General features: G+C 52.3%; 21 protein-coding genes. All 21 read left to right on the top strand.

Features of this window, described 5'->3' with window-relative positions; genetic code table 11:
* Positions 1 to 41: 41 nt before the first annotated feature.
* Positions 42 to 812, top strand: coding sequence for a TatD family hydrolase (locus tag BRO54_RS09310; RefSeq protein ID WP_013143959.1), 771 nt, complete (start codon positions 42 to 44; stop codon positions 810 to 812).
* 201 nt (positions 813 to 1013) lie between these two features.
* Positions 1014 to 2219: a G5 and 3D domain-containing protein gene (locus BRO54_RS09305; RefSeq protein ID WP_074043764.1), complete on the top strand. Its 1206-nt coding sequence runs from the start codon at positions 1014 to 1016 to the stop codon at positions 2217 to 2219.
* A gap of 258 nt (positions 2220 to 2477) precedes the next feature.
* Positions 2478 to 3041, top strand: coding sequence for a ribonuclease M5 (gene rnmV, locus BRO54_RS09300; RefSeq protein WP_074043763.1), 564 nt, complete (start codon positions 2478 to 2480; stop codon positions 3039 to 3041).
* Positions 3034 to 3915, top strand: coding sequence for a 16S rRNA (adenine(1518)-N(6)/adenine(1519)-N(6))-dimethyltransferase RsmA (gene rsmA / locus BRO54_RS09295; protein WP_074043762.1), 882 nt, complete (start codon positions 3034 to 3036; stop codon positions 3913 to 3915). The genes rnmV and rsmA overlap by 8 nt, the downstream gene beginning before the upstream one ends.
* Before the next feature lie 139 nt (positions 3916 to 4054).
* Positions 4055 to 4954: a sporulation peptidase YabG gene (gene yabG / locus BRO54_RS09290; RefSeq protein ID WP_074043761.1), complete on the top strand. Its 900-nt coding sequence runs from the start codon at positions 4055 to 4057 to the stop codon at positions 4952 to 4954.
* Positions 4955 to 5136: 182 nt separating this feature from the next.
* Complete coding sequence (gene veg / locus BRO54_RS09285) at positions 5137 to 5394, top strand: biofilm formation stimulator Veg (RefSeq protein WP_011229553.1); 258 nt, start codon at positions 5137 to 5139, stop codon at positions 5392 to 5394.
* A gap of 175 nt (positions 5395 to 5569) precedes the next feature.
* Positions 5570 to 5749 (top strand): small, acid-soluble spore protein, alpha/beta type, encoded by a 180-nt coding sequence (locus BRO54_RS09280; RefSeq protein WP_122983906.1) that lies wholly within the window; start codon positions 5570 to 5572, stop codon positions 5747 to 5749.
* Between the two features lie 219 nt (positions 5750 to 5968).
* Positions 5969 to 6841 (top strand): 4-(cytidine 5'-diphospho)-2-C-methyl-D-erythritol kinase, encoded by an 873-nt coding sequence (gene ispE / locus BRO54_RS09270; RefSeq protein WP_013143962.1) that lies wholly within the window; start codon positions 5969 to 5971, stop codon positions 6839 to 6841.
* 55 nt (positions 6842 to 6896) lie between these two features.
* Positions 6897 to 7718, top strand: a complete 822-nt coding sequence (gene purR, locus BRO54_RS09265) for a pur operon repressor (protein WP_014194574.1) — start codon at positions 6897 to 6899, stop codon at positions 7716 to 7718.
* A 43-nt stretch (positions 7719 to 7761) separates the two neighbouring features.
* The gene (locus BRO54_RS09260) at positions 7762 to 8136 is read left to right on the top strand and encodes a RidA family protein (protein ID WP_074043760.1); all 375 of its coding nucleotides are present in this window, start codon (positions 7762 to 7764) and stop codon (positions 8134 to 8136) included.
* A 126-nt stretch (positions 8137 to 8262) separates the two neighbouring features.
* Positions 8263 to 8553: a septation regulator SpoVG gene (gene spoVG, locus BRO54_RS09255; protein WP_003247437.1), complete on the top strand. Its 291-nt coding sequence runs from the start codon at positions 8263 to 8265 to the stop codon at positions 8551 to 8553.
* A 131-nt stretch (positions 8554 to 8684) separates the two neighbouring features.
* Entirely contained in the window at positions 8685 to 10061 is a 1377-nt protein-coding gene (glmU, locus tag BRO54_RS09250; protein WP_021322634.1) for a bifunctional UDP-N-acetylglucosamine diphosphorylase/glucosamine-1-phosphate N-acetyltransferase GlmU, read from the top strand.
* A gap of 12 nt (positions 10062 to 10073) precedes the next feature.
* On the top strand, positions 10074 to 11021 hold the full coding sequence (locus tag BRO54_RS09245) for a ribose-phosphate diphosphokinase (RefSeq protein ID WP_074043759.1): 948 nt from the start codon (positions 10074 to 10076) through the stop codon (positions 11019 to 11021).
* Positions 11022 to 11098: 77 nt separating this feature from the next.
* Positions 11099 to 11731 (top strand): 50S ribosomal protein L25/general stress protein Ctc, encoded by a 633-nt coding sequence (locus BRO54_RS09240; protein ID WP_074043758.1) that lies wholly within the window; start codon positions 11099 to 11101, stop codon positions 11729 to 11731.
* Positions 11732 to 11791: 60 nt separating this feature from the next.
* On the top strand, positions 11792 to 12352 hold the full coding sequence (pth, locus tag BRO54_RS09235) for an aminoacyl-tRNA hydrolase (RefSeq protein WP_021322636.1): 561 nt from the start codon (positions 11792 to 11794) through the stop codon (positions 12350 to 12352).
* Positions 12353 to 12463: 111 nt separating this feature from the next.
* Entirely contained in the window at positions 12464 to 12694 is a 231-nt protein-coding gene (locus BRO54_RS09230; protein WP_011229562.1) for an anti-sigma-F factor Fin, read from the top strand.
* Between the two features lie 89 nt (positions 12695 to 12783).
* The gene (gene mfd / locus BRO54_RS09225; RefSeq protein ID WP_021322637.1) at positions 12784 to 16317 is read left to right on the top strand and encodes a transcription-repair coupling factor; all 3534 of its coding nucleotides are present in this window, start codon (positions 12784 to 12786) and stop codon (positions 16315 to 16317) included.
* Positions 16318 to 16525: 208 nt separating this feature from the next.
* Complete coding sequence (gene spoVT, locus BRO54_RS09220; protein WP_011229564.1) at positions 16526 to 17062, top strand: stage V sporulation protein T; 537 nt, start codon at positions 16526 to 16528, stop codon at positions 17060 to 17062.
* Between the two features lie 273 nt (positions 17063 to 17335).
* A complete protein-coding gene (locus BRO54_RS09215) occupies positions 17336 to 18886 on the top strand; it encodes a putative polysaccharide biosynthesis protein (RefSeq protein ID WP_014194578.1) in 1551 nt (516 codons plus the stop codon).
* Positions 18887 to 18892: 6 nt separating this feature from the next.
* The gene (gene yabN, locus BRO54_RS09210; protein ID WP_014194579.1) at positions 18893 to 20353 is read left to right on the top strand and encodes a bifunctional methyltransferase/pyrophosphohydrolase YabN; all 1461 of its coding nucleotides are present in this window, start codon (positions 18893 to 18895) and stop codon (positions 20351 to 20353) included.
* A gap of 13 nt (positions 20354 to 20366) precedes the next feature.
* A complete protein-coding gene (locus tag BRO54_RS09205) occupies positions 20367 to 20648 on the top strand; it encodes an RNA-binding S4 domain-containing protein (RefSeq protein WP_012820451.1) in 282 nt (93 codons plus the stop codon).
* The last annotated feature ends 17 nt before the right edge of the window (positions 20649 to 20665 follow it).

Below are 20665 nucleotides of genomic sequence, written 5' to 3'. Positions count from 1 at the left end.
TATGCTACACTTAACATCAAGGTGGAAAAGAGGGCATTGGTATGCTGTTTGATACGCACGCACATTTGAATGCGGTCCAATACGAAGAAGATTTGGAACAAGTCATTGAACGCGCTCGCGATGAAGGGGTTTCACACATTGTCGTCGTCGGATTTGACCGTCCGACGATCGATCGGGCGATCGAGCTGGCCGAGCGGTATCCGTTTATTTATGCGGCGGTTGGCTGGCATCCGGTCGATGCGATCGAGATGACGGACGATGACTTGCAGATGATTGAACAGCTCGCCGCCCACCCGAAAGTCGTGGCGCTCGGCGAGATGGGGCTTGACTACCATTGGGATAAATCGCCGAAAGACGTGCAACAAGAGGTGTTTCGGCAGCAAATCCGGCTGGCTAAAAAGGTGAAGTTGCCGATCATCATTCATAACCGTGAGGCGACGGCGGATATTTTAAAAATTTTGCAGGAGGAAAACGCCGCCGAAGTCGGCGGGATTATGCATTGCTTCAGCGGCAGCGTCGAGGTGGCCAAACAGTGCATGGACATGAATTTTCTCATTTCCCTTGGCGGACCGGTCACGTTTAAAAACGCGAAAAAACCGAAGGAAGTGGCGAAGGAGATTCCGCTCAGCCATTTATTGATCGAAACCGACTGTCCATATTTAACGCCTCACCCTTTCCGCGGCAAACGAAACGAGCCGAGCTATGTCAAATACGTTGCCGAAGCGATCGCACAGATCAAAAACATTTCTTTTGCCGAAGTAGCGGAAACAACGGCGGAAAATGCCAAAAAATTGTTCGCCATCGACCGCTAAAATTAGGCGTCGGATCATCGGGAGGCTTGTCGAAAAAGCGGCGAAAACGAAAAAGTTCTACAAATTCGGCGAAAATGAGCTAATTGTCTGTCGACAAGTCTTCCTTCCTTTTTCACTGAATTTTCTGCATAATAGAGTATGCTTGTGCGTACATGTTAAAGGGAGAGGGGAATTCCAGAGGAAAAGGAGGCGTTTCTTCTGATGTTGCCGAATAGGAGGAAATGGATGGACTTATGGAGGAAAAACGTGACCGTCACAGCGGGTGGGTTTCTCGCCATCTCCGCGACGACAGGGGTTGCCGGATATGAGATGGCCAAAGATGATGTGACGCTGATCAAAAACGGAAACAAACAAGAAATTCGCACTCATGCGAAAACGGTGAAAGAACTGCTTGCGGAGCAAAACATTCAACCGCGCAAAGAAGATTATATTTATCCGTCTCTGCATTCGCCGATCACCGACGATCTCCATATCATTTGGGAAGCGAGCAAAGAAGTGACGCTGACGGTCAATGGGAAAAAGAAAAAGATATGGACGACGGCCGATACAGTCGCGGAGTTGCTCCGTTCGCAGCACGTGGCGGTCGGGCCGCATGACAAAGTGGCGCCGGCGCTTTCGGCGAAAATTCAAAAAGGTATGGACATCGGCGTTGAAAAGGCGTTTCCAGTCCACGTCAATGTCGGCGGTAAACAACAGCAGGCATGGACGACTTCGACTACGGTCGCTGACTTTTTGAAGCAGCAAGGGATTCAGCTAGGTCAACTCGATCGGATAGAGCCCTCCTTGCAGGAAACGGTCAAAGAACAGATGACCATTCGCGTAATCCGAGTAAAAAAAGTCACCGATGTAGTGGAAGAACCCGTCGACTTTGCCGTGGTGACAAAACGGGACGACTCATTGCCGAAAGGAGAGCGGCGCGTCATTCAGCCTGGGGAAAAAGGAACGGTTCAAAAAATGTATGAGGTGACGTTGGAAAACGGCAAAGAAACGGCGCGCAAACTGATCGCTACGAAAACGTTAAAAGAAAGCAAGGCGCGCATTGTCGCCATCGGCACGAAAACTGTGCGCCCGGCTGCCGCGCCCGACCGCCCGTCCTCGCGCGGCTCGGACCATGCCGCGAAGGAATTTTACGTCACCGCCACCGCCTACACCGCTTATTGTGCAGGCTGTTCAGGCATAACAAGCACAGGCATCAACTTGCGCAAAAATCCTTCCGCTAAAGTGATTGCGGTCGACCCGTCCATCATCCCCCTTGGGTCGAAAGTGTATGTGGAAGGATACGGATATGCCATTGCCGCTGACACCGGCTCAGGCATCCGTGGATATAAAATTGATGTGTTTTTCCCGGAACGGTCGGATGCGTTTCGTTGGGGCAGAAAGCGCGTGAAAATACGGGTATTGCCATAGAGATGCGATAGGAGAACGAAGCGGAGGGTTTTTTCCCTCTGCTTTTTTTCGCTATAATGGCATTGTGCCGCGACAGTGCGCGCCGTTTCTGCTAAATTAGACGGCGCAAACGGAAAAAAAGTTTCAGCGAAATTCAAAAAATAATAAAAGGAATAAAGCGGCTTTCGGCGATGATCCGCCTTACTTTTGATTTTACCGGAAAGGAGGCATTGCAGAAATAGGAAAAAGGGACGATTCCGTTGTTTCTGCAATGGGAGGATGAAGATCAAAGAAGTGATCGTTGTGGAAGGAAAAGATGATACGGCGGCGATCCGGCGCGCCGTCGATGCTGATACAATCGAGACAAACGGAGCAGCGGTGGGCGCGGATGTCATTGAGCGGATCAAGCTGGCGAAAGAGCGCCGCGGCGTAATCATTTTTACCGATCCCGATTTTCCCGGCGAAAAAATTCGCCGCACGATTGCCGAACAGGTGCCGGGGTGCAAGCATGCCTTTTTGCCGCGCGAGGCGGCCAAAGCGAAAAACGGCAAAGGCATCGGGGTTGAGCACGCGTCCCCTGACGAAATCCGTCAGGCGCTCGCCAACGTGTATGAAGAGGCGTCGGATTGGAAGGAAGAAATTACGTTTGCTGAACTGATCGAGGCTGGGTTGATCGGCGGCGCGATGGCGCGCCAGCGGCGGCAGCGTCTCGGGGAGGAGCTGAAAATCGGCTATGCGAACGGTCGGCAGTTTCATAAGCGGCTGCAAGTGTTCCGCATTTCCCGTGATGCTTTTTATGCCGCGTTAGCGCGCGTGATGCAGGAGGAGGCGGACGATGTATAAAGATATTGCAACACCGGGGCGGACGAAAGAAATTTTGGATCGATATGGCTTTTCGTTTAAAAAGAGCCTTGGGCAAAACTTTTTGATCGATGCGAACATTTTGCGGAAAATCGTGGATGTTGCCGACATCTCCCCTGATACAGGAGCGATTGAAATCGGACCGGGCATCGGAGCGTTGACGGAACAATTGGCGCGGCGGGCGAAAAAAGTCGTCGCTTTCGAAATCGACGGCCGACTGTTGCCCATTTTGGCCGACACGCTGTCTCCTTATGACAATGTGCGCATCTTTCACCAAGATGTATTAAAGGCCGACTTGCATGCCGTCATCGCCGAGGAATTGGCTGATGTAAGCGACCGGATGGTCGTCGCCAACTTACCTTATTATGTGACGACACCGATCATTATGAAGCTGCTAACCGAGCGGTTGCCGATCCGCGGCATGGTCGTCATGCTGCAAAAAGAAGTCGCCGACCGTCTTGCCGCCAAGCCGGGGACGAAAGATTACGGCTCGCTGACGATCGCTGTGCAGTATTATACTGAAGCGGAAGTCGTCATGACGGTGCCGCGCACCGTCTTTATGCCGCAGCCGAACGTTGATTCTGCTGTCATCCGGCTCGTAAAGCGGCAGCGTCCGCCTGTTGTTGTCGACGATGAGGGCGTGTTTTTCCAAGTGGTGCGGGCAAGCTTCGCCCAGCGCCGCAAAACGCTGTTCAACAACTTAACAAACAATTTGCCGGGAGGAAAAGAGAACAAAGAGCAAATTGAACGAGCGCTCGCTGCTTTGGGCATTGACCCGCGCCGCCGCGGAGAGACGCTTGACATCGCTGAGTTTGCTTCATTAAGCAACGCGTTGGCGCCGCTTTTCGGCAAGTGAAGGAGTCGTAAAGAAAGCGCTCCTCTAGGGGGCAGCGGTCTTTTCGTCAAGCAAAGCCATTCAAACAGGCGTCTATCACCTATTGTCCGCACGTGCATATCGTATGGATGACAACGATTATGCAATGGAGTGAGCGGTGATGGACGTCATTAAAATCGGCGATATTGTCGCCCGCAAGTCTTACCAATGTGATTTATTGTTCCGAGTCATTGATATGAAAGAGAAAAACGGCGAGTGGGAAGCGATTTTGTATGGTGAAGATGTGCGCCTCGTCGCGGACGCTCCGTGCAGTGATTTAGTCGTCATCGATGAGCGGGAGCAGCAGGAACGGAAAAAGCGGGAAATCGAGCTGATCGAACAATCGTATCGGCTTTTTCGCCAAGATTATCAGGCGATCAAGCAAAAAGTCGAATATCGGGCGACCGGCGGATACCGGGTGGAGAAAGATTTTTTTCAAATTCCGGGGCGCGTCCTCCATTTGGATGGCGACCCGTTATATTTGCGCAAATGCATGGATTTGTATGAACGGATCGGCGTGCCGGTGCACGGCATTTACTGCGAGGAAAGCGAAATGCCGGAAAAAGTCGGCTACTGGATTGAGCAGTTTCGCCCTGATATTTTAGTCATCACCGGGCATGATTCGTATTCGAAGTCGAAAGGAAAGGTGCATGAGTTAAAAGCGTACCGCCATTCGCGCCATTTTGTGCAAACGGTGAAAGAGGCGCGCAAAAAAGTGCCCCATTTGGATCAACTGATCATTTTCGCCGGCGCCTGCCAGTCGCACTTTGAATCGCTCATCCGCGCTGGAGCAAATTTTGCCAGTTCGCCGGCGCGGGTGAACATTCATGCTCTTGACCCCGTCTACATTGTGTCGCGCCTCAGCTTCACCCCGTTCACCGAAACGGTCGACGTATGGGATGTGCTGCGCAACACGTTAACCGGGGAAAAGGGGCTTGGTGGGGTGGAAACGAAAGGCGTGCTCCGCACCGGGATGCCGTTTCGCCTTGTTGAGGATCGAGAGGAAAACCGCCGCAGTTGATGGGCGGTTTTTTCTATACGTCCGTCGCATTTTTTTACAAAAAAGTTCCACATCACACATAAAAAGAAGGATATTGTAGAAAAATATACATTGACAGAAATAAAAATGCCCTGATATAATCTTTATTTTTTGACTTTAGACGCCATCTTTGTTATAATTGCAAATAGTGAGGTGGATGATGAATGCCAAAGACTTTATCCGATATTAAAAAAACGCTGGATTCGAATATCGGGAAACGGTTGACGCTGCGGGCCAACGGCGGACGCAGAAAAATGATTGAGCGTTGTGGTATTTTGGCGGAAACATATCCATCCGTATTTGTCATTGAGCTGGATCAAAAAGAGAATTCGTTTGAACGCGTATCGTTCAGTTACGCCGACGTATTGACAGAGACGGTAAAGTTGACGTTTTGGGATGATGAGCAAGCAGGGGGGCAGTAGACAGATTTGTTTGCTGCTTTTTGTTTTTTCATAAAACCACCCCCTTTATTTCATACTAAAACTGCCGCAGCCGCCTTTTGCCTTGACAAATGCAAAGCCGGCTTGTTGATGCGCCGGCGGGTTGCCAAACGTTTCATGCCATAGCGCCAATGAACATGGAAAGGGGTTGCTGACATTGGGTCGACGCCGCGGGGTTATGTCGCAACGCTTGAAAGAAGAGCTGGCGAAAGAGTTGGGCTTTTACGATGTCGTGCAACGTGAGGGATGGGGCGCCATCCGCGCGAAAGACGCAGGAAACATGGTCAGATTGGCGATTGAACGGGCGGAGCGGCAGCTGGCCGGAACAACGGAATAGCGCCGGCAGCGGGGCGTGTTGCGGCGAGGGTGTCCCGAACGGGGCGCCCTTTTTTGCATACATATATTGTTTGGCGTCGTCGCCAGAACATGGTAATATGATAAAATGGGTTGACGAAAGAAAGGCGGATGAGACGGGGCAAAGACGGCGGAGACGGAAAGCAGCCGATGGATGCCGATCCGCTTATTCATGATTGCGCGTGGAAGTAGGTGAGGATGAGTGAGGTTGTCGATAAAAGCGCCGGCGAAAATCAATTTGTCACTCGACGTTCTTTATAAGCGCCCGGATGGTTACCATGAAGTGAAAATGGTGATGACGACGATCGATTTGGCCGATCGCATTGAGCTTGTCGCGCTGCCGGAGGAAGATGCGATCCGCATCGTTTCGCAAAACCGCTTTGTGCCGGATGATTGCCGCAACTTGGCGTATCAGGCGGCGAAGCTTCTTAAAGAGACGTTTTCGATCCGCCAAGGGGTGGCCATTTCGATTACGAAGCATATTCCGGTGGCCGCCGGATTGGCGGGAGGAAGCAGCGATGCGGCGGCGACGCTGCGCGGGTTGAACAAGCTTTGGCAACTTGGATTAACGATGGATGAACTGGCAGAGCTCGGGGCGAAAATCGGTTCGGATGTCGCTTTTTGCGTCTACGGCGGAACCGCCTTGGCGACGGGGCGCGGGGAAATCATCACTCCGATCGCTTCACCGCCGCCGTGCTGGGTTGTGCTGGCCAAGCCCCCGATCGGTGTATCGACGGCGGAAGTGTACCGAAACTTGGAACTTGAGCGTGTCAGCCATCCGGACGTCGATGCGATGGTGAGAGCGATCGAGCGGCAAGATTATGCGGCGATCTGCCGGTTGGTCGGCAATGTTCTTGAGGAAGTGACGTTGAAAAAATATCCGGAAGTCGCGCATATTAAAGAACAAATGAAGCGGTTTGGCGCTGATGCGGTGCTGATGAGCGGCAGCGGGCCGACCGTGTTTGGACTGATCGAGCACGATTCCAGAATGCAGCGGGTATACAATGGGCTGCGCGGCTTTTGCGACCAAGTGTTTGCGGTGAGAATGTTAGGAGAACGGCATTCTCTTGATTAAACACGTACATTTTTGTTAAAATATATTTATAATATTCGGTTTCAGGAGGTCGGCTATGAAGCTAAGGCGAAGCGGCCGTTTAGTTGATATGACGCATTATCTTCTTGAACGGCCACATCAGCTCATTCCGCTGACATTTTTTGCGGAGCGGTACGAATCGGCCAAATCGTCGATCAGCGAAGATTTGGCCATCATTAAGCAGACGTTCGAGCAGCAAGGAATCGGAACCGTTCGGACGCTGCCCGGCGCTGCCGGCGGCGTGCAATACATTCCAAAAATGGCTGCTGAGGAAGCGGAAGAAGTGGTTGCGTATTTGTGTGAACAACTGTCGCGTCCGGATCGGCTTCTTCCCGGCGGATATTTGTATATGACCGACATTCTTGGCGATCCCCGTATTATGAACAAAATCGGCCGCCTTTATGCGTCGATGTTTGCCGACCGTCCGGTGGATGTCGTCATGACGATCGCCACCAATGGGATTCCGTTCGCGTATGCCATCGCCAACTTTTTGTATGTGCCCGTTGTCATCGTTCGCCATGACAATAAAGTGACAGAAGGACCGATGGTGAGCATCAATTACGTATCCGGTTCGTCCAAGCGCATCCAAACGATGGTCCTATCGAAGCGCAGTTTAGCGGAAGGAGCCAATGTGCTCATCGTTGACGACTTTATGAAGGCGGGGGGCACAATCAACGGCATGATCAGCTTGCTGCAGGAGTTTAACGGCAATGTCTCCGGCATCGGCGTGCTCGTCGAGTCAGAGGAGGCGAAAGAACGGTTGGTCGACGAATACATTTCGCTCGTCAAACTGTCCGAGGTAGATGTGAAAGAAAAGCGGATCGCTGTCAAAGAAGGCAATTACAAAGCGTTTTTATAGCAGCTTGCTGCTTGACATAAAAATCAAGAAAGGAGACTGGCTAATGAGAAAGGTAGAGACAACGAAGGCGCCGCAAGCGATCGGCCCATATTCGCAAGGGATCATCGTCAACAACATGTTTTACAGCTCGGGGCAAATCCCGCTCACTCCAGAAGGGGAATTGGTGAAAGGCGACATTCAGGCGCAGACGCATCAAGTGTTTCAAAACTTGAAAGCCGTATTGGAAGCGGCCGGCGCTTCGCTCGATACGGTGGTGAAAACGACCGTATTTCTGAAAAGTATGGATGATTTTGCGGCCATGAACGAAGTGTACAGCCAATACTTCCCGAACCATAAGCCGGCGCGCTCGTGCGTGGAAGTAGCCCGGCTGCCGAAAGACGTCCTTGTCGAAATTGAAGTCGTTGCCCTCGTTCCGTAATGATCAGACCCACTTTTTCCCTACATAAAAATTTATAAAAAATTTTTCGAAAAAAAGAAGGAAATGACTCGAGCACGTGGAATTAATTACATCGAGTCTCATATAGGGAAAAAGGTGGTGAGCAAAATGGAAGTGACAGACGTAAGATTACGCCGCGTCAATACCGAAGGACGGATGAAAGCGATCGCCTCCATTACGTTGGACAACGAGTTCGTCGTCCATGACATCCGCGTCATCGACGGAAACAATGGGCTGTTCGTCGCGATGCCGAGCAAGCGCACACCAGATGGGGAGTTCCGTGATATCGCTCATCCGATCAATTCCGCCACGCGCGGGAAAATCCAGGAGGCGATCCTCGCTGAATATCACCGCCTCGGGAAGTTGGAAGAAGAACTTGAAGAAGCTGGCGCTTCGTAAACATATGAAAGGGAGCTTGGGTGAAATTCACCAAGCTCTCTATTTTTTGGCAACCGCATTGTTTCCTTGAAAAGTGCCACTGATTCATATATATTCAATTATGGATAAAAGGGTAATTGGAGGCCTTTCACATGAAGCGATATGCGGTCATTTTGGCGGCCGGACAAGGAACGCGGATGAAATCAAAGTGGTATAAAGTTCTTCATCCCGTTTGCGGCAAGCCAATGGTTCAGCACGTCATCGACCAAGTGTCGAAGCTTGGGGTGGAAAAAACGATTGCGGTAGTGGGATTTGGGGCGGAACAAGTGAAAGAACAGCTCGGCTCCCAGTGTGAATATGCCCTGCAGGAGGAGCAACTCGGGACGGCGCATGCGGTAATGCAGGCGGCTCCGCATTTGCGCGGCCTTGAAGGAGTGACGATTGTCGTCTGTGGGGATACGCCGCTCATCACCGCTGAGACGATGGAGACGCTCGTCGAGCATCATATGGCCGCCAAGGCGAAGGCGACCGTATTGACGGCCATCGCTGATGATCCGTCCGGATATGGCCGCATTGTCCGCAACCAGGCTGGCCATGTCGAGAAAATTGTCGAACATAAGGATGCGAGCGAGCAAGAGCGGAACATCCGCGAGATTAACACGGGAATCTATTGCTTTGACAACCAGACATTGTTTCAAGCGCTTACAAAAGTGACCAACCACAACGCTCAAGGTGAATATTATTTAACGGATGTGATTGAAATTATCAAAGCGGACGGCGGCGTTGTATCCGCCTATCAGGCGCCGTCGTTTGAGGAAACGATCGGCGTAAACGACCGCATCGCCCTCGCCGAAGCGGAGCGGATCATGCGCGGTCGCATTTGCCGTTATCATATGAAAAACGGGGTCACGATCATCGATCCGGCTTCCACCTATATTTCCGCCGAGGCGGTGATCGGGCGCGACACGGTCATTTATCCCGGCACGGTGATTGAAGGCGAGACGGTGATCGGTGAAGACTGTGTCATTGGACCAAATTCGGAAATTAAAAATTGCTATATCGGCCATCGCACATCGATTCGCCATTCGGTCGCCCATGACAGCGAGATTGGTTCGGATGTGACGATCGGCCCGTTCGCCCATATTCGACCGCTGTCAAAAATCGACGATGAGGTGCGGATCGGCAATTTCGTCGAGGTGAAAAAATCGACGTTCGGCAAAGGAAGCAAGGCGTCGCACTTGAGTTATATCGGCGATGCTGAAGTCGGCGCCGATGTCAATCTCGGCTGCGGGTCGATTACGGTCAACTACGACGGCGTGAATAAGCATATGACCAAAATCGAAGACGGGGCGTTTATCGGTTGCAATGTCAATTTGATTGCACCGGTTACGGTTGGACAAGGCGCTTACGTCGCCGCCGGATCGACGATCACGAATGACGTCCCCGGTCGCGCGCTCGCCATTGCCCGCGCCCGGCAAGTCAATAAAGAAAATTATGTCGATCGCCTGCCAGGCAAGAAAAAATCTTAGCGGAGGTCTACCATGTCTGACTGTCAGCATCAATTAAAATTGTTCGCTCTGAACTCGAACATGAAGTTGGCGAAGGAAATTGCAGAAGTCCTGGGAATCGAGCTCGGCAAATGTTCCGTTTCCCGTTTCAGCGACGGGGAAATTCAAATCAACATTGAAGAAAGCATCCGCGGCGACGATGTGTTCGTCATCCAATCGACGAGCGTGCCGGTCAATGAGCATTTGATGGAGCTGCTCATTATGATCGACGCGTTAAAGCGTGCCTCGGCCCGCACGATCAATATCGTGATGCCGTATTACGGCTATGCCCGCCAAGACCGGAAAGCGCGTTCGCGCGAGCCGATTACGGCGAAGCTGGTCGCCAACTTGCTCGAGACGGCCGGAGCGTCGCGCGTCATCACGCTTGATTTGCATGCCCCGCAAATTCAAGGATTTTTCGATATTCCAATCGATCATTTGATGGGTGTGCCCATTTTGGCGGATTATTTCAAAAGTAAACAGTTGGAAGATATTGTCGTCGTCTCCCCGGACCATGGCGGTGTCACAAGGGCGCGCAAGCTCGCCGACCGCTTGAAAGCGCCGATTGCCATTATCGATAAGCGCCGGCCGAAGCCGAACGTGGCGGAAGTGATGAACATTGTCGGGCAAGTGGCGGGGAAAACGGCCATTTTGATTGACGATATTATCGATACCGCCGGCACGATTACGCTCGCGGCCAACGCTCTGGCGGAAAGCGGAGCGAAGGAAGTGTACGCGTGCTGCACCCATCCGGTGCTGTCCGGTCCAGCGATCGAGCGCATTCAAAGTTCCAAAATTAAGAAACTGGTCGTCACCAATTCAATTGCCTTGCCAGAAGAGAAGAAAATTGATAAAATTGTAGAGCTGTCGGTGGCTCCGCTTATTGCTGAAGCGATTACGCGCGTGTATGAAATGAAGTCTGTCAGCGTCCTGTTCGACTAACGCAAGAAAACATGTTTAGCCCTTCTTGTTTTAGGATAAAGTAGTCAATAGATTCTAATTCAGGAAGGTGGAGAAACATGGCGATTGTGTTGGAAGCGAAAGAACGCACAGACAAAAAACGTTCGACATTGCGGCGTATTCGTTCACAAGGTGGCATTCCAGCGATTTTGTACGGCAAAAAAGTCGAAAACAAAATGATTTTCGTCAGCGCCGCTGAGCTGGAGAAAGTGCTTCGTGAAGGCGGACGTACAAGCTTGCTGACGCTGAAAGTCGGCGGCGAGGACTACTCGGTGTTGTTGCGCGAGATGCAGCGCGATCCGTTGCGTGGCGAGTTGCTTCACGCCGATTTTCAAGCGGTTGATTTATCGACAGAAGTCGATATTGACGTTGAAGTTCGCTTAGTGGGTGAGGCGCCTGGCGTGAAGGAGGGCGGCGTGTTGCAGCAAAACTTGCATGAGCTGTCCATCCGCGTCCTGCCGGCGAACATTCCGTCAGTGATCGAAGTGGACATTTCTGGACTGCAAGTCGGTGATACCGTCACCGTTGGCGACGTGCAAACGGATGGCAAATTTGAAATCAATCATGAACCTTCCGAAGTGATCGCCACGATCTTGCCGCCGCAACAAGAGGAAGAAATCGATAGCGGCGAACAGCAAGAGGCAGGGCAGCCTGACGCTGCGGAAGGAAGAGAAACGACGCCAGAAGAGTGACAGACGTAACCGTTTCGGTTACGTCTTTTGTAGTATCATGCAAAGAGAGGAGCGCGAGGATTGAAGCTGTTTGTCGGGCTCGGCAATCCGGGCAAGGAGTATGAGCAAACAAGGCACAATGTCGGCTTTTTCGTCATCGACGAACTGGCGAAGCGCTGGAATGTATCGTTAAAAACCGCTAAATTTCGCGGCTTGTTCGGAACGGCGTCCGTTTCTGGCGAAAAAGTGGCATTATGCAAACCGTTGACATATATGAATTTATCAGGGGAATGTGTTCGCCCACTTATGGATTACTACGACATTGCCATCGATGATGTCATCGTCATTTACGATGACCTCGATCTCCCGCCGGGAAAAATCCGCCTTCGTCTGAAAGGAAGCTCCGGCGGCCATAATGGCGTCAAATCGCTCATTCACCACCTTGGCACCGAGCAGTTTAAGCGCATTCGCATTGGCATCGGTCGGCCAACGAACGGGCAACCGGTTGCGGATTACGTGCTCAGCCGCTTTACGGAAGAGGAGAAACCGGCGGTGGACAAAGCGGTGCTGCGGGCTGCCGATGCGTGTGAACAGGCGGTGAAGGCGCCATTTATTCAAGTGATGAATGATTTTAACGAGTGAATATTTTCCTCTGAATTGGTGCACAATGTGAGTACGGGAGGCGGCCGAAGCGTCGGCTTCGCCTGCCTTGTGGGCGGAACAGCCCGGTGCCCAGTGAGGAGGTTGGCTTGAATGGCGCTACATTACTATTGCCGCCATTGCGGTGCAAAAGTCGGAACGATTGAGCAAATGCCGATATACAGCGAGAAACTGGGATTCCACCACTTAACGGAAGAGGAACGGCTCGAGATGATTTCGTATGAACCGAACGGTGACATTCATGTGAAAACGATTTGCGAAGACTGTCAAGAGGCGCTGGCGCGAAACCCAGAATGGCATCAATACGAAAAATTCATCCATTAAGGGCGGCTTTGGGCGACCAAAGCGTTTTTGTGTTTGCGCCAGGCCAATGAAACGGAAAGAAACTGGCGTTGAGAGGAGGGAGAATAGGGGTGCTTTCGTTGCATCGCTATTTAGCTGAAAACCAAGATGTCCGTACGATCATCGAGGGGCTCCATGTCCGTTTGAAGGAACAGCTTGTCGCCGGGCTGTCCGGATCGGCCCGGTCTGTTTTTATTTCCACGCTTTACAAGGAGACAGGCCGGCCGCTGTTAGTCGTCTCTCACAATTTGTTTCAGGCGCAAAAAATGTATGACGATCTCGTTTCGTTGCTCGGGCCGGAAGACGTGTTCCTTTATTCAGTGAACGAAGTGATCGCCGCTGAGATGGCGGTCGCCAGCCCGGAGCTGAAGGCACAGCGCCTAGAGATTATGAACCATTGGGCGCAAGGCGGAAAAGGAGTCGTCGTCTGCCCGGTCGCCGGCTTGCGGCGTTTGTTGCCGCCGCCGTCGCTTTGGAAGCAGTATTTGTTCACCTTCTCCGTTGGACAAGAGTTCGATGTAGAACGTTGTAAACAGAAGTTTGTGCAAATGGGGTACAAACGGGTCGGCACCGTTTCCGCCCCCGGAGAGTTCAGCGTCCGCGGCGGCATCATCGACATTTATCCATTGACCGCTGAGCTTCCGTACCGCATCGAGCTGTTTGATACGGAAATCGAATCGATTCGGACGTTCACCCCTGACGACCAACGTTCGCAAGGGCAAATCGAGCGCATCATGATCGGGCCGGCCGATGAAATCATTCTCGATGGTGAGACGCGGCGCCGAGGAATCGAGCGGATTGAAGCGGGACTTGCGTCGAGTTTGGAGACGATGAAAGATGAGGCCGCCAAACAGCGGATGTATGAACATATTCACGCTGAGCTTGAGCAATTGCGCGAGGGGCAGGAAATCGAGCAACAATATAAATATATGTCCCTTTTTTATGAAAAGGTTGCGAGTTTGCTAGATTACCTGCCAGAAGACGGCGTGCTGCTCATGGATGAAATGAGCCGGCTGCAAGAGGCGGCGGAACGGTTGGACCGCGAAGAGGCGGAATGGTATACGAGTTTGCTTGACAGTGGGAAAATGATTCATGGCGTGCCGCTTTCGCATTCGTTTTCTGAATTATTGCAAAAACATCGATTCCAGCGGGTATACTTATCGTTGTTTTTGCGCCATGTTCCGTATGCCCACCCACAAAACGTCGTCAATATTACGTGCAAACAAATGCAAAACTTCCATGGGCAAATGGCGCTTCTTCAATCCGAAGTCGAGCGGTGGAAAAAGGCAAACTATGCGGTCGTCTTTTTGGCGCCGAATGCAGAGCGGGTGAAAAAGCTGCAATCATTGCTTCAAGATTATGAGATTGACGCGCTGCCGCTCGCGCGCGATGCGGCTTTGCTGCATGGCAAATGCCAGCTCCTTGAAGGAGATTTAAATACCGGGTTTGAATTGCCGTTGCAAAAAATTGCCGTCATCACAGAAGAAGAGTTGTTCAAAAAACGGGTCAAACGCCCGGTGCGCCGGCAAAAGCTGTCCAACGCCGAGCGGATCAAAAGCTACGCCGAATTGCAAGTCGGCGACTACGTCGTCCATGTCAACCATGGCATCGGGAAATATTTAGGCATCGAGACGTTAGAAATCAACGGGGTGCATAAAGACTATATTCATATCCAGTACCAAGGCGGCGATACGCTGTATGTTCCGGTCGACCAAATGGATCAAGTGCAAAAATACGTCGGCTCGGAAGGAAAAGAACCAAAAATTTACAAACTAGGCGGTTCGGAATGGAAAAAGGTCAAAAAGAAAGTGGAATCATCCGTCCAGGATATTGCTGAAGATTTAATCAAGCTGTACGCCGAGCGTGAGGCAAGCAAAGGATATGCGTTTTCGCCGGACACCGAGATGCAGCGCGAATTTGAAGCGGCGTTTCCGTATCAAGAGACGGAAGATCAGCTTCGGTCGATTGAGGAAATTAAGCGTGATATGGAGAGCGACAAACCGATGGACCGCCTCCTTTGCGGCGACGTCGGCTACGGGAAGACGGAAGTGGCGTTGCGGGCGGCGTTTAAAGCCATTATGGACGGCAAACAAGTGGCCTTTCTTGTGCCGACGACGATCCTAGCCCAACAGCATTACGAAACGGTGCGCGAACGGTTTCAAGGGTTCCCAATCAACGTCGGACTGTTGAACCGCTTCCGGACGAAAAAGCAACAAGCCGAGATCATCAAAGGGCTAAAAGATGGGACGATCGATATGGTCATTGGAACGCATCGGCTGCTGTCGAAAGACGTGAAGTTTAAAGATTTAGGCTTGCTCATTATCGACGAGGAGCAGCGGTTTGGCGTGGCGCATAAAGAAAAAATTAAGCAGCTGAAGGCGAACATCGACGTGCTCACCTTAACGGCGACGCCGATTCCGCGTACGTTGCATATGTCGATGATCGGCGTGCGCGATTTGTCGATCATCGAGACGCCGCCTGAAAACCGATTCCCGGTGCAAACGTATGTCATGGAATATACGCCCGAACTCGTCAAAGAGGCGATTGAACGTGAGCTCGCCCGCGACGGGCAGGTGTTTTTCCTTTACAACCATATTGAAGATATCGACTTGAAAGCGGAAGAAATCGCACAGCTTGTCCCGGAAGCGCGCGTCACTTACGTGCATGGCCGCATGTCGGAAACGGAGCTCGAATCGACGATTTTGGCGTTTTTGGAAGGGCAATACGATGTGCTGGTGACGACGACGATCATTGAAACGGGCATCGATATTCCGAATGTCAACACGCTTATCGTCTATGACGCCGACCGGATGGGATTGTCGCAGCTGTATCAGCTGCGCGGGCGCGTCGGCCGCTCCAACCGCGTCGCTTATGCGTATTTCACCTATCGGAAAGATAAAGTGCTCAATGAAGCGGCAGAAAAGCGGCTGCAAGCCATTAAAGAGTTTACCGAGCTCGGCTCTGGTTTTAAAATTGCCATGCGCGATTTGTCGATCCGCGGCGCGGGCAACATTCTCGGCGCCGAACAGCACGGCTTTATCGACTCGGTCGGATTCGATTTGTATTCGCAAATGTTGAAAGAAGCGATCGAGAAACGGCGCGGCATCAAGCGAGAAGACGAGCGGCCGGATGTCGTCATCGATGTCGAAGTCGACGCCTATATTCCGAGCACATACATTGCAGACGAGTTGCAAAAGATCGAGATGTACAAGCGATTTAAGGCAGTGGAGACGCTCGAAGACGTTGAGGCGCTGCGTGAGGAAATGGTCGACCGCTTCGGCGATTATCCAGATGAAGTTGCGTATTTGTTCCAAATTGCTGAGTTGAAGGTGTTGGCCAAGCAGCTTGGCGTCGAATCGATGAAGCAACATAAGCAGCAAATTGACATCTTGTTTACTGAACAGGCATCGAAAACGGTGGAAATCCAGCGTCTATCTGACATCGGACGCCGGCATGGCCGCTTATTCGGGTTTGGCATGGACGGAGCGAAGCTGAAAATTGTGCTCTATATCAAGGAAATGAAGCCGCACGAGTGGCTGATGATTTTAGAGGAGACGCTGCGGCGGCTGTCTGGGGTGGAAAATGAGAAGTCGGTGACGGCATAATCAAGAAAAAGTTTTATGATGTTTATCGTTTCCTGCATGTGGCGATAATGAAGGATGGGCAATTTTATCTAAAATGGCCAAAATCACTTTCATCACGTATAGAACGTGGATTGTGAAGGATACTAATGACAACAATGGTGAATTCCCCATTGAAAGGGTTCATCGGAGTATCCTTCAAATCCTAGATGAAAGTGAGGGTATACAAGGCATGAAAGCAACCGGTATTGTTCGTCGCATTGATGATTTAGGGAGAGTTGTCATTCCGAAGGAAATTCGCAGAACGTTGCGCATTCGCGAAGGAGATCCGCTCGAAATATTTGTTGACCGCGATGGAGAAGTCATTTTGAAAAAATATTCGCCGATCAGTGAATTAGGCGACTTTGCCAAAGAGTACGCCGAAGCGCTGTTTGACAGCCTCGGCCAGCCTGTGCTCATTTGCGACCGCGATGTATACATCGCTGTCGCCGGCGTTTCGAAAAAAGAGTATATGAACAAAAGCGTCAGCCCGTTGGTGGAAAAAGCCATGGAAGACCGCAATTCCATCCTCCATACGGAGGAAGGGGAAGTCGAGCTCGTTGACGGGATGACGGAAACGTTGAAGTCGTATACGATCGGCCCGATTGTCGCCAACGGCGATCCGATCGGAGCAGTCATCATTTTATCGCGCGAGAAAACGCTTGGTGAAGTGGAGCATAAAGCAGTAGAAACAGCCGCCAGCTTTTTGGCTCGACAAATGGAACAATAGGCGAAACAACAAGGCAGCTTCACAGGCTGCCTTTTTTTCCGCCCGGCAAATGGGGGCGAGATGCCTTGAATCCCGGAATCGCTTCCACATCCTGCTTTTTCGTCCGCTTGGCTTGCGGAACAGCGCATGAAGCCGTGCGAGTTGACCATCACCTTTGTCCAACAGGCGGAAGTTGCGCTATAATATCGAGCGTAGCCATAATGGCGCTTGGCGGCTTCTATCGCCCTCCGGCGTCTAGGTTGAGTGGGTTGTCTATGCGAGGGGAGAAACTGGATGGGAAACGTATGGAAAGGGGCGGCGATCTTAACGGCCGCCGCTTTGGCCGCGAAACTATTAAGCGCTTTGTACCGTGTTCCGTATCAAAATATGGTCGGGGACATTGGTTTTTATATTTACCAACAAGTGTACCCGATTTATGGCATCGTCGTCGCACTCTCGCTGACCGGCTACCCGGTTGCCGTCTCGAAGCTTGTCGCCGAGCGGTTGGCGGGACAGGATGAAGCGGGCGCTGCCGCTAGTGTGCGCGTCGCCTTGTTGGTGTTAAGCGTCCTTGGCGTCATCCTGTTTGCTTCGCTGTATCTAGGGGCGGGGGTGATTGCCTCGGCGATGGGCGATGGACGGCTTACGCCGCTCGTGCGCTTGCTTTCATTTTCGTTTTTGCTGTTTCCGCCCATCGCATTGTTGCGTGGCTATTTCCAAGGGCGGCATGATATGACGCCGACAGCGGCGTCCCAAGTTGGCGAGCAATTCGTCCGGGTGACGGCGATTTTAGGGCTGTCGTATGGAGCGGTGCAGCGCGGCGCCGACGTCTATGCTTGCGGCATGGCAGCGGTCGCAGGGACGCTAGTAGGCATGGCGGCGGCGCTTTTCATTTTGCTTTTCTTCCTGTCCCGGCGTCGGCGGCTAAAAACGTCGGGCCGCACGCCGCCAGCTTGGGATCGACAGGTGGGCCGGCGTTTATTGACGGCGGGGACGGTCATTTGCTTGACGAATATGGCGTTGACGCTGATTCCACTCGTCGATTCATTTTTATTCGTTCCGCTTCTACAGGAAGCGGGGGCAAGGCTCGATGAGGTGCAGCGGCTAAAAGGAGTGTACGACCGCGGTCAGCCGCTCATTCAGCTCGGCACGGTCGTCGGCACGTCGTTTTCATTGGCGCTTGTTCCACTTCTTTCCGGAGCGCGCCGCCAAGGTGCCGTTTTCGCCTATGGAGCGCTGTCCATCCGGCTTGCCGTTGTCATTGGGCTTGGTGCTTCGTTAGGGCTCATTTGCCTCATTCGACCGATCAATGCGATGTTGTTCGAGAATGACTACGGTTCGTCGGTTCTCGCCGTCTTGTCCTCCTCTGTCTTTTTTACTACGATCGCGTTGACCGCCTCTGCATTATTGCAAGGAATGGGGAGGGAATGGACGGCCGCTGCCGGCGTGGCGTTGGCAGTGGCGGGGAAGGCCGCGCTTATGCATTGGCTTGCTCCGCGGTTTGGAGCGCTTGGCGCCGCCGCGGCGACGACGGGTGCTTATGCGCTCATGGCAGGCTTTTTATGCGCCTTTTTGCCGCGTGAATATCGGACGGCGGGCCGGAAATACATGTACCCAACCGTGAAAGCGGCCGCTATGATGGCCGTCGTCTTGCATGGGTATAGGTGGCTGATGGACAGCTCGAGCGAGGGGCGGCTATGGGCGGCTGCCGAGGCGCTTGGCGGCGTTGCCATCGGTGCTGTCGTTTACCTTGCGTGTATTGTGAAAGGACATGTTTTTTCTGAACAGGAGTTGGCAGCTTTCCCATTGGCTAATAAATTCCGTCTACGATTAGGAGGCAGGTGATCGGCGATGAATACGATTTATGTGTTCGGCCTCGGCGCCGGAGATGTAAAACAGCTGCCGATCGGTGTGTACCGAAAGCTAAAGCGGGCGCATCCGCTCTTTTTGCGGACGAAAGAACACCCGGTGGTCAAATGGCTTACGGAGGAAGGGATTGCGTTTACGTCATTTGATGAAGTGTATGAAAAACACGAGCAGTTTGCGGATGTGTACGCTGACATCGTCGATCGATTGACGGAACAGGCGAAGCGCGGCGATGTGTTTTACGCTGTTCCCGGCCATCCGCTTGTTGCCGAGCGGACGGTGCAGCTTCTTTTCGAAGCTGAGCGGCGCGGCGTCTGCCGAATCGTGATCGAAGGTGGTCAAAGCTTTTTGGATGCGCTGTTTACGGCGGTGCGCATCGATCCAATTGAAGGGTTTCAGTTGCTTGATGCGACGACTTTTCGAGGAGAAGAATGGTCGCCCTCACTGCATGCTGTTTTTTGTCAAGTGTACGATTCGTTTGTGGCCTCGAACGTGAAGCTTTCTTTGATGGAGCAGCTTCCCGACGATTACCCGATCTACATTGTCACCGCGGCAGGCACGAAGGACGAGCAAGTAAAGCGCGTGCCGCTTTATGAGTTGGACCGCGAGACGGGGCTTGACAACTTGACAAGCGTCTACGTGCCGCCGGTGAAGGACGAGCCGTTGCTTTACCACCGGTTTGAGACGCTGCGCCGCGTCATCGCCACGCTGAGAGGGCCGAACGGCTGTCCATGGGATCGGAAGCAGACGCATGCGTCGCTGAAGCGCTATTTGCTTGAGGAGGCGTATGAGCTGCTCGAGGCGATTGACGAGGGTGACGATGATCATATGGTCGAGGAGCTCGGCGACGTATTGCTGCAAGTAATGCTCCATGCGCAAATCGGCGCCGACCGAGGGTTGTTTTCGATCGACGACGTCATCCGCACGCTGACGGCGAAAATGATCCGACGCCACCCGCATGTGTTTGGCGATGTCACGGCCGAGACGGCCGAACAAGTCGTTGCCAACTGGGAGAAGATCAAGGAGAAAGAAAAAGGAGGCGGGCTTTCGGAATCGATTCTTGCCGACATTCCGAAAAGTCTGCCGGGGACGATGCGGGCGTACGAGCTGCAGAAACGAGCGGCGAAAGTCGGGTTTGACTGGGATGATGCCGCGCCGATATGGCAAAAAGTCGAAGAAGAAATGGCCGAGTTTCGAGCCGAAACGTCCGGCGGCCGTCGCGATCGGCTTGTCGGCGAGTTTGGCGATCTATTGTTCGCGCTCATCAACCTTGCCCGTTATTACGGGATTCAACCGGAAGAAGCGTTGCAAATGGCCAACGACAAATTTGCCCGCCGTTTCGCTTATATCGAGGAACAAGTGCGAAAAAGCGGCCGGTCGATCACCTCGTTTTCGCTTGCCGAACTCGATCGTTTTTGGGAAGAAGCCAAAGAAAACGAACGGTAAGGGGGATCATGCAATGCGCCTTGATAAATTTTTAAAAGTGTCCCGCCTCATCAAACGCCGCACGTTGGCGAAGGAAATCGCCGATCAAGGGAGAGTGTGGATCAACGGCCATGTCGCCAAAGCGAGCTCCGATGTGAAAGTCGGCGATGAATTGACGATTCAATTTGGGCAAAAGCGGGTAACGGTAAAAGTGACGGATCTAAAAGAAACAACGAAAAAAGAGGAGGCAACCGGGCTGTACGAATTGATCCGCGAAGAACGGACCACCCCGGCGCCGGAACAAGACGACGTCTAATTTGTCCTGCAGGCTTG

The organism is Geobacillus proteiniphilus (genome assembly GCF_001908025.1).
Classification (GTDB): domain Bacteria; phylum Bacillota; class Bacilli; order Bacillales; family Anoxybacillaceae; genus Geobacillus; species Geobacillus proteiniphilus.
The sequence above is the reverse complement of the archived record's forward strand: the minus strand, read 5'-3'. Positions and strand labels throughout refer to the sequence as shown.

What these genes read in the sequence shown, in the direction of transcription:
- BRO54_RS09240 (WP_074043758.1), top strand. Translation starts at nt 11,099, where the DNA reads ATGGCGATTGTGTTGGAAGCGAAAGAACGCACAGACAAAAAACGTTCG.
- spoVT (WP_011229564.1), top strand. Translation starts at nt 16,526, where the DNA reads ATGAAAGCAACCGGTATTGTTCGTCGCATTGATGATTTAGGGAGAGTT.
- yabN (WP_014194579.1), top strand. Translation starts at nt 18,893, where the DNA reads ATGAATACGATTTATGTGTTCGGCCTCGGCGCCGGAGATGTAAAACAG.
- yabG (WP_074043761.1), top strand. Translation starts at nt 4,055, where the DNA reads ATGGACGTCATTAAAATCGGCGATATTGTCGCCCGCAAGTCTTACCAA.
- BRO54_RS09305 (WP_074043764.1), top strand. Translation starts at nt 1,014, where the DNA reads ATGTTGCCGAATAGGAGGAAATGGATGGACTTATGGAGGAAAAACGTG.
- glmU (WP_021322634.1), top strand. Translation starts at nt 8,685, where the DNA reads ATGAAGCGATATGCGGTCATTTTGGCGGCCGGACAAGGAACGCGGATG.
- BRO54_RS09230 (WP_011229562.1), top strand. Translation starts at nt 12,464, where the DNA reads ATGGCGCTACATTACTATTGCCGCCATTGCGGTGCAAAAGTCGGAACG.
- BRO54_RS09260 (WP_074043760.1), top strand. Translation starts at nt 7,762, where the DNA reads ATGAGAAAGGTAGAGACAACGAAGGCGCCGCAAGCGATCGGCCCATAT.
- BRO54_RS09205 (WP_012820451.1), top strand. Translation starts at nt 20,367, where the DNA reads ATGCGCCTTGATAAATTTTTAAAAGTGTCCCGCCTCATCAAACGCCGC.
- rnmV (WP_074043763.1), top strand. Translation starts at nt 2,478, where the DNA reads ATGAAGATCAAAGAAGTGATCGTTGTGGAAGGAAAAGATGATACGGCG.
- BRO54_RS09310 (WP_013143959.1), top strand. Translation starts at nt 42, where the DNA reads ATGCTGTTTGATACGCACGCACATTTGAATGCGGTCCAATACGAAGAA.
- spoVG (WP_003247437.1), top strand. Translation starts at nt 8,263, where the DNA reads ATGGAAGTGACAGACGTAAGATTACGCCGCGTCAATACCGAAGGACGG.
- purR (WP_014194574.1), top strand. Translation starts at nt 6,897, where the DNA reads ATGAAGCTAAGGCGAAGCGGCCGTTTAGTTGATATGACGCATTATCTT.
- BRO54_RS09215 (WP_014194578.1), top strand. Translation starts at nt 17,336, where the DNA reads ATGGGAAACGTATGGAAAGGGGCGGCGATCTTAACGGCCGCCGCTTTG.
- veg (WP_011229553.1), top strand. Translation starts at nt 5,137, where the DNA reads ATGCCAAAGACTTTATCCGATATTAAAAAAACGCTGGATTCGAATATC.
- BRO54_RS09245 (WP_074043759.1), top strand. Translation starts at nt 10,074, where the DNA reads ATGTCTGACTGTCAGCATCAATTAAAATTGTTCGCTCTGAACTCGAAC.
- rsmA (WP_074043762.1), top strand. Translation starts at nt 3,034, where the DNA reads ATGTATAAAGATATTGCAACACCGGGGCGGACGAAAGAAATTTTGGAT.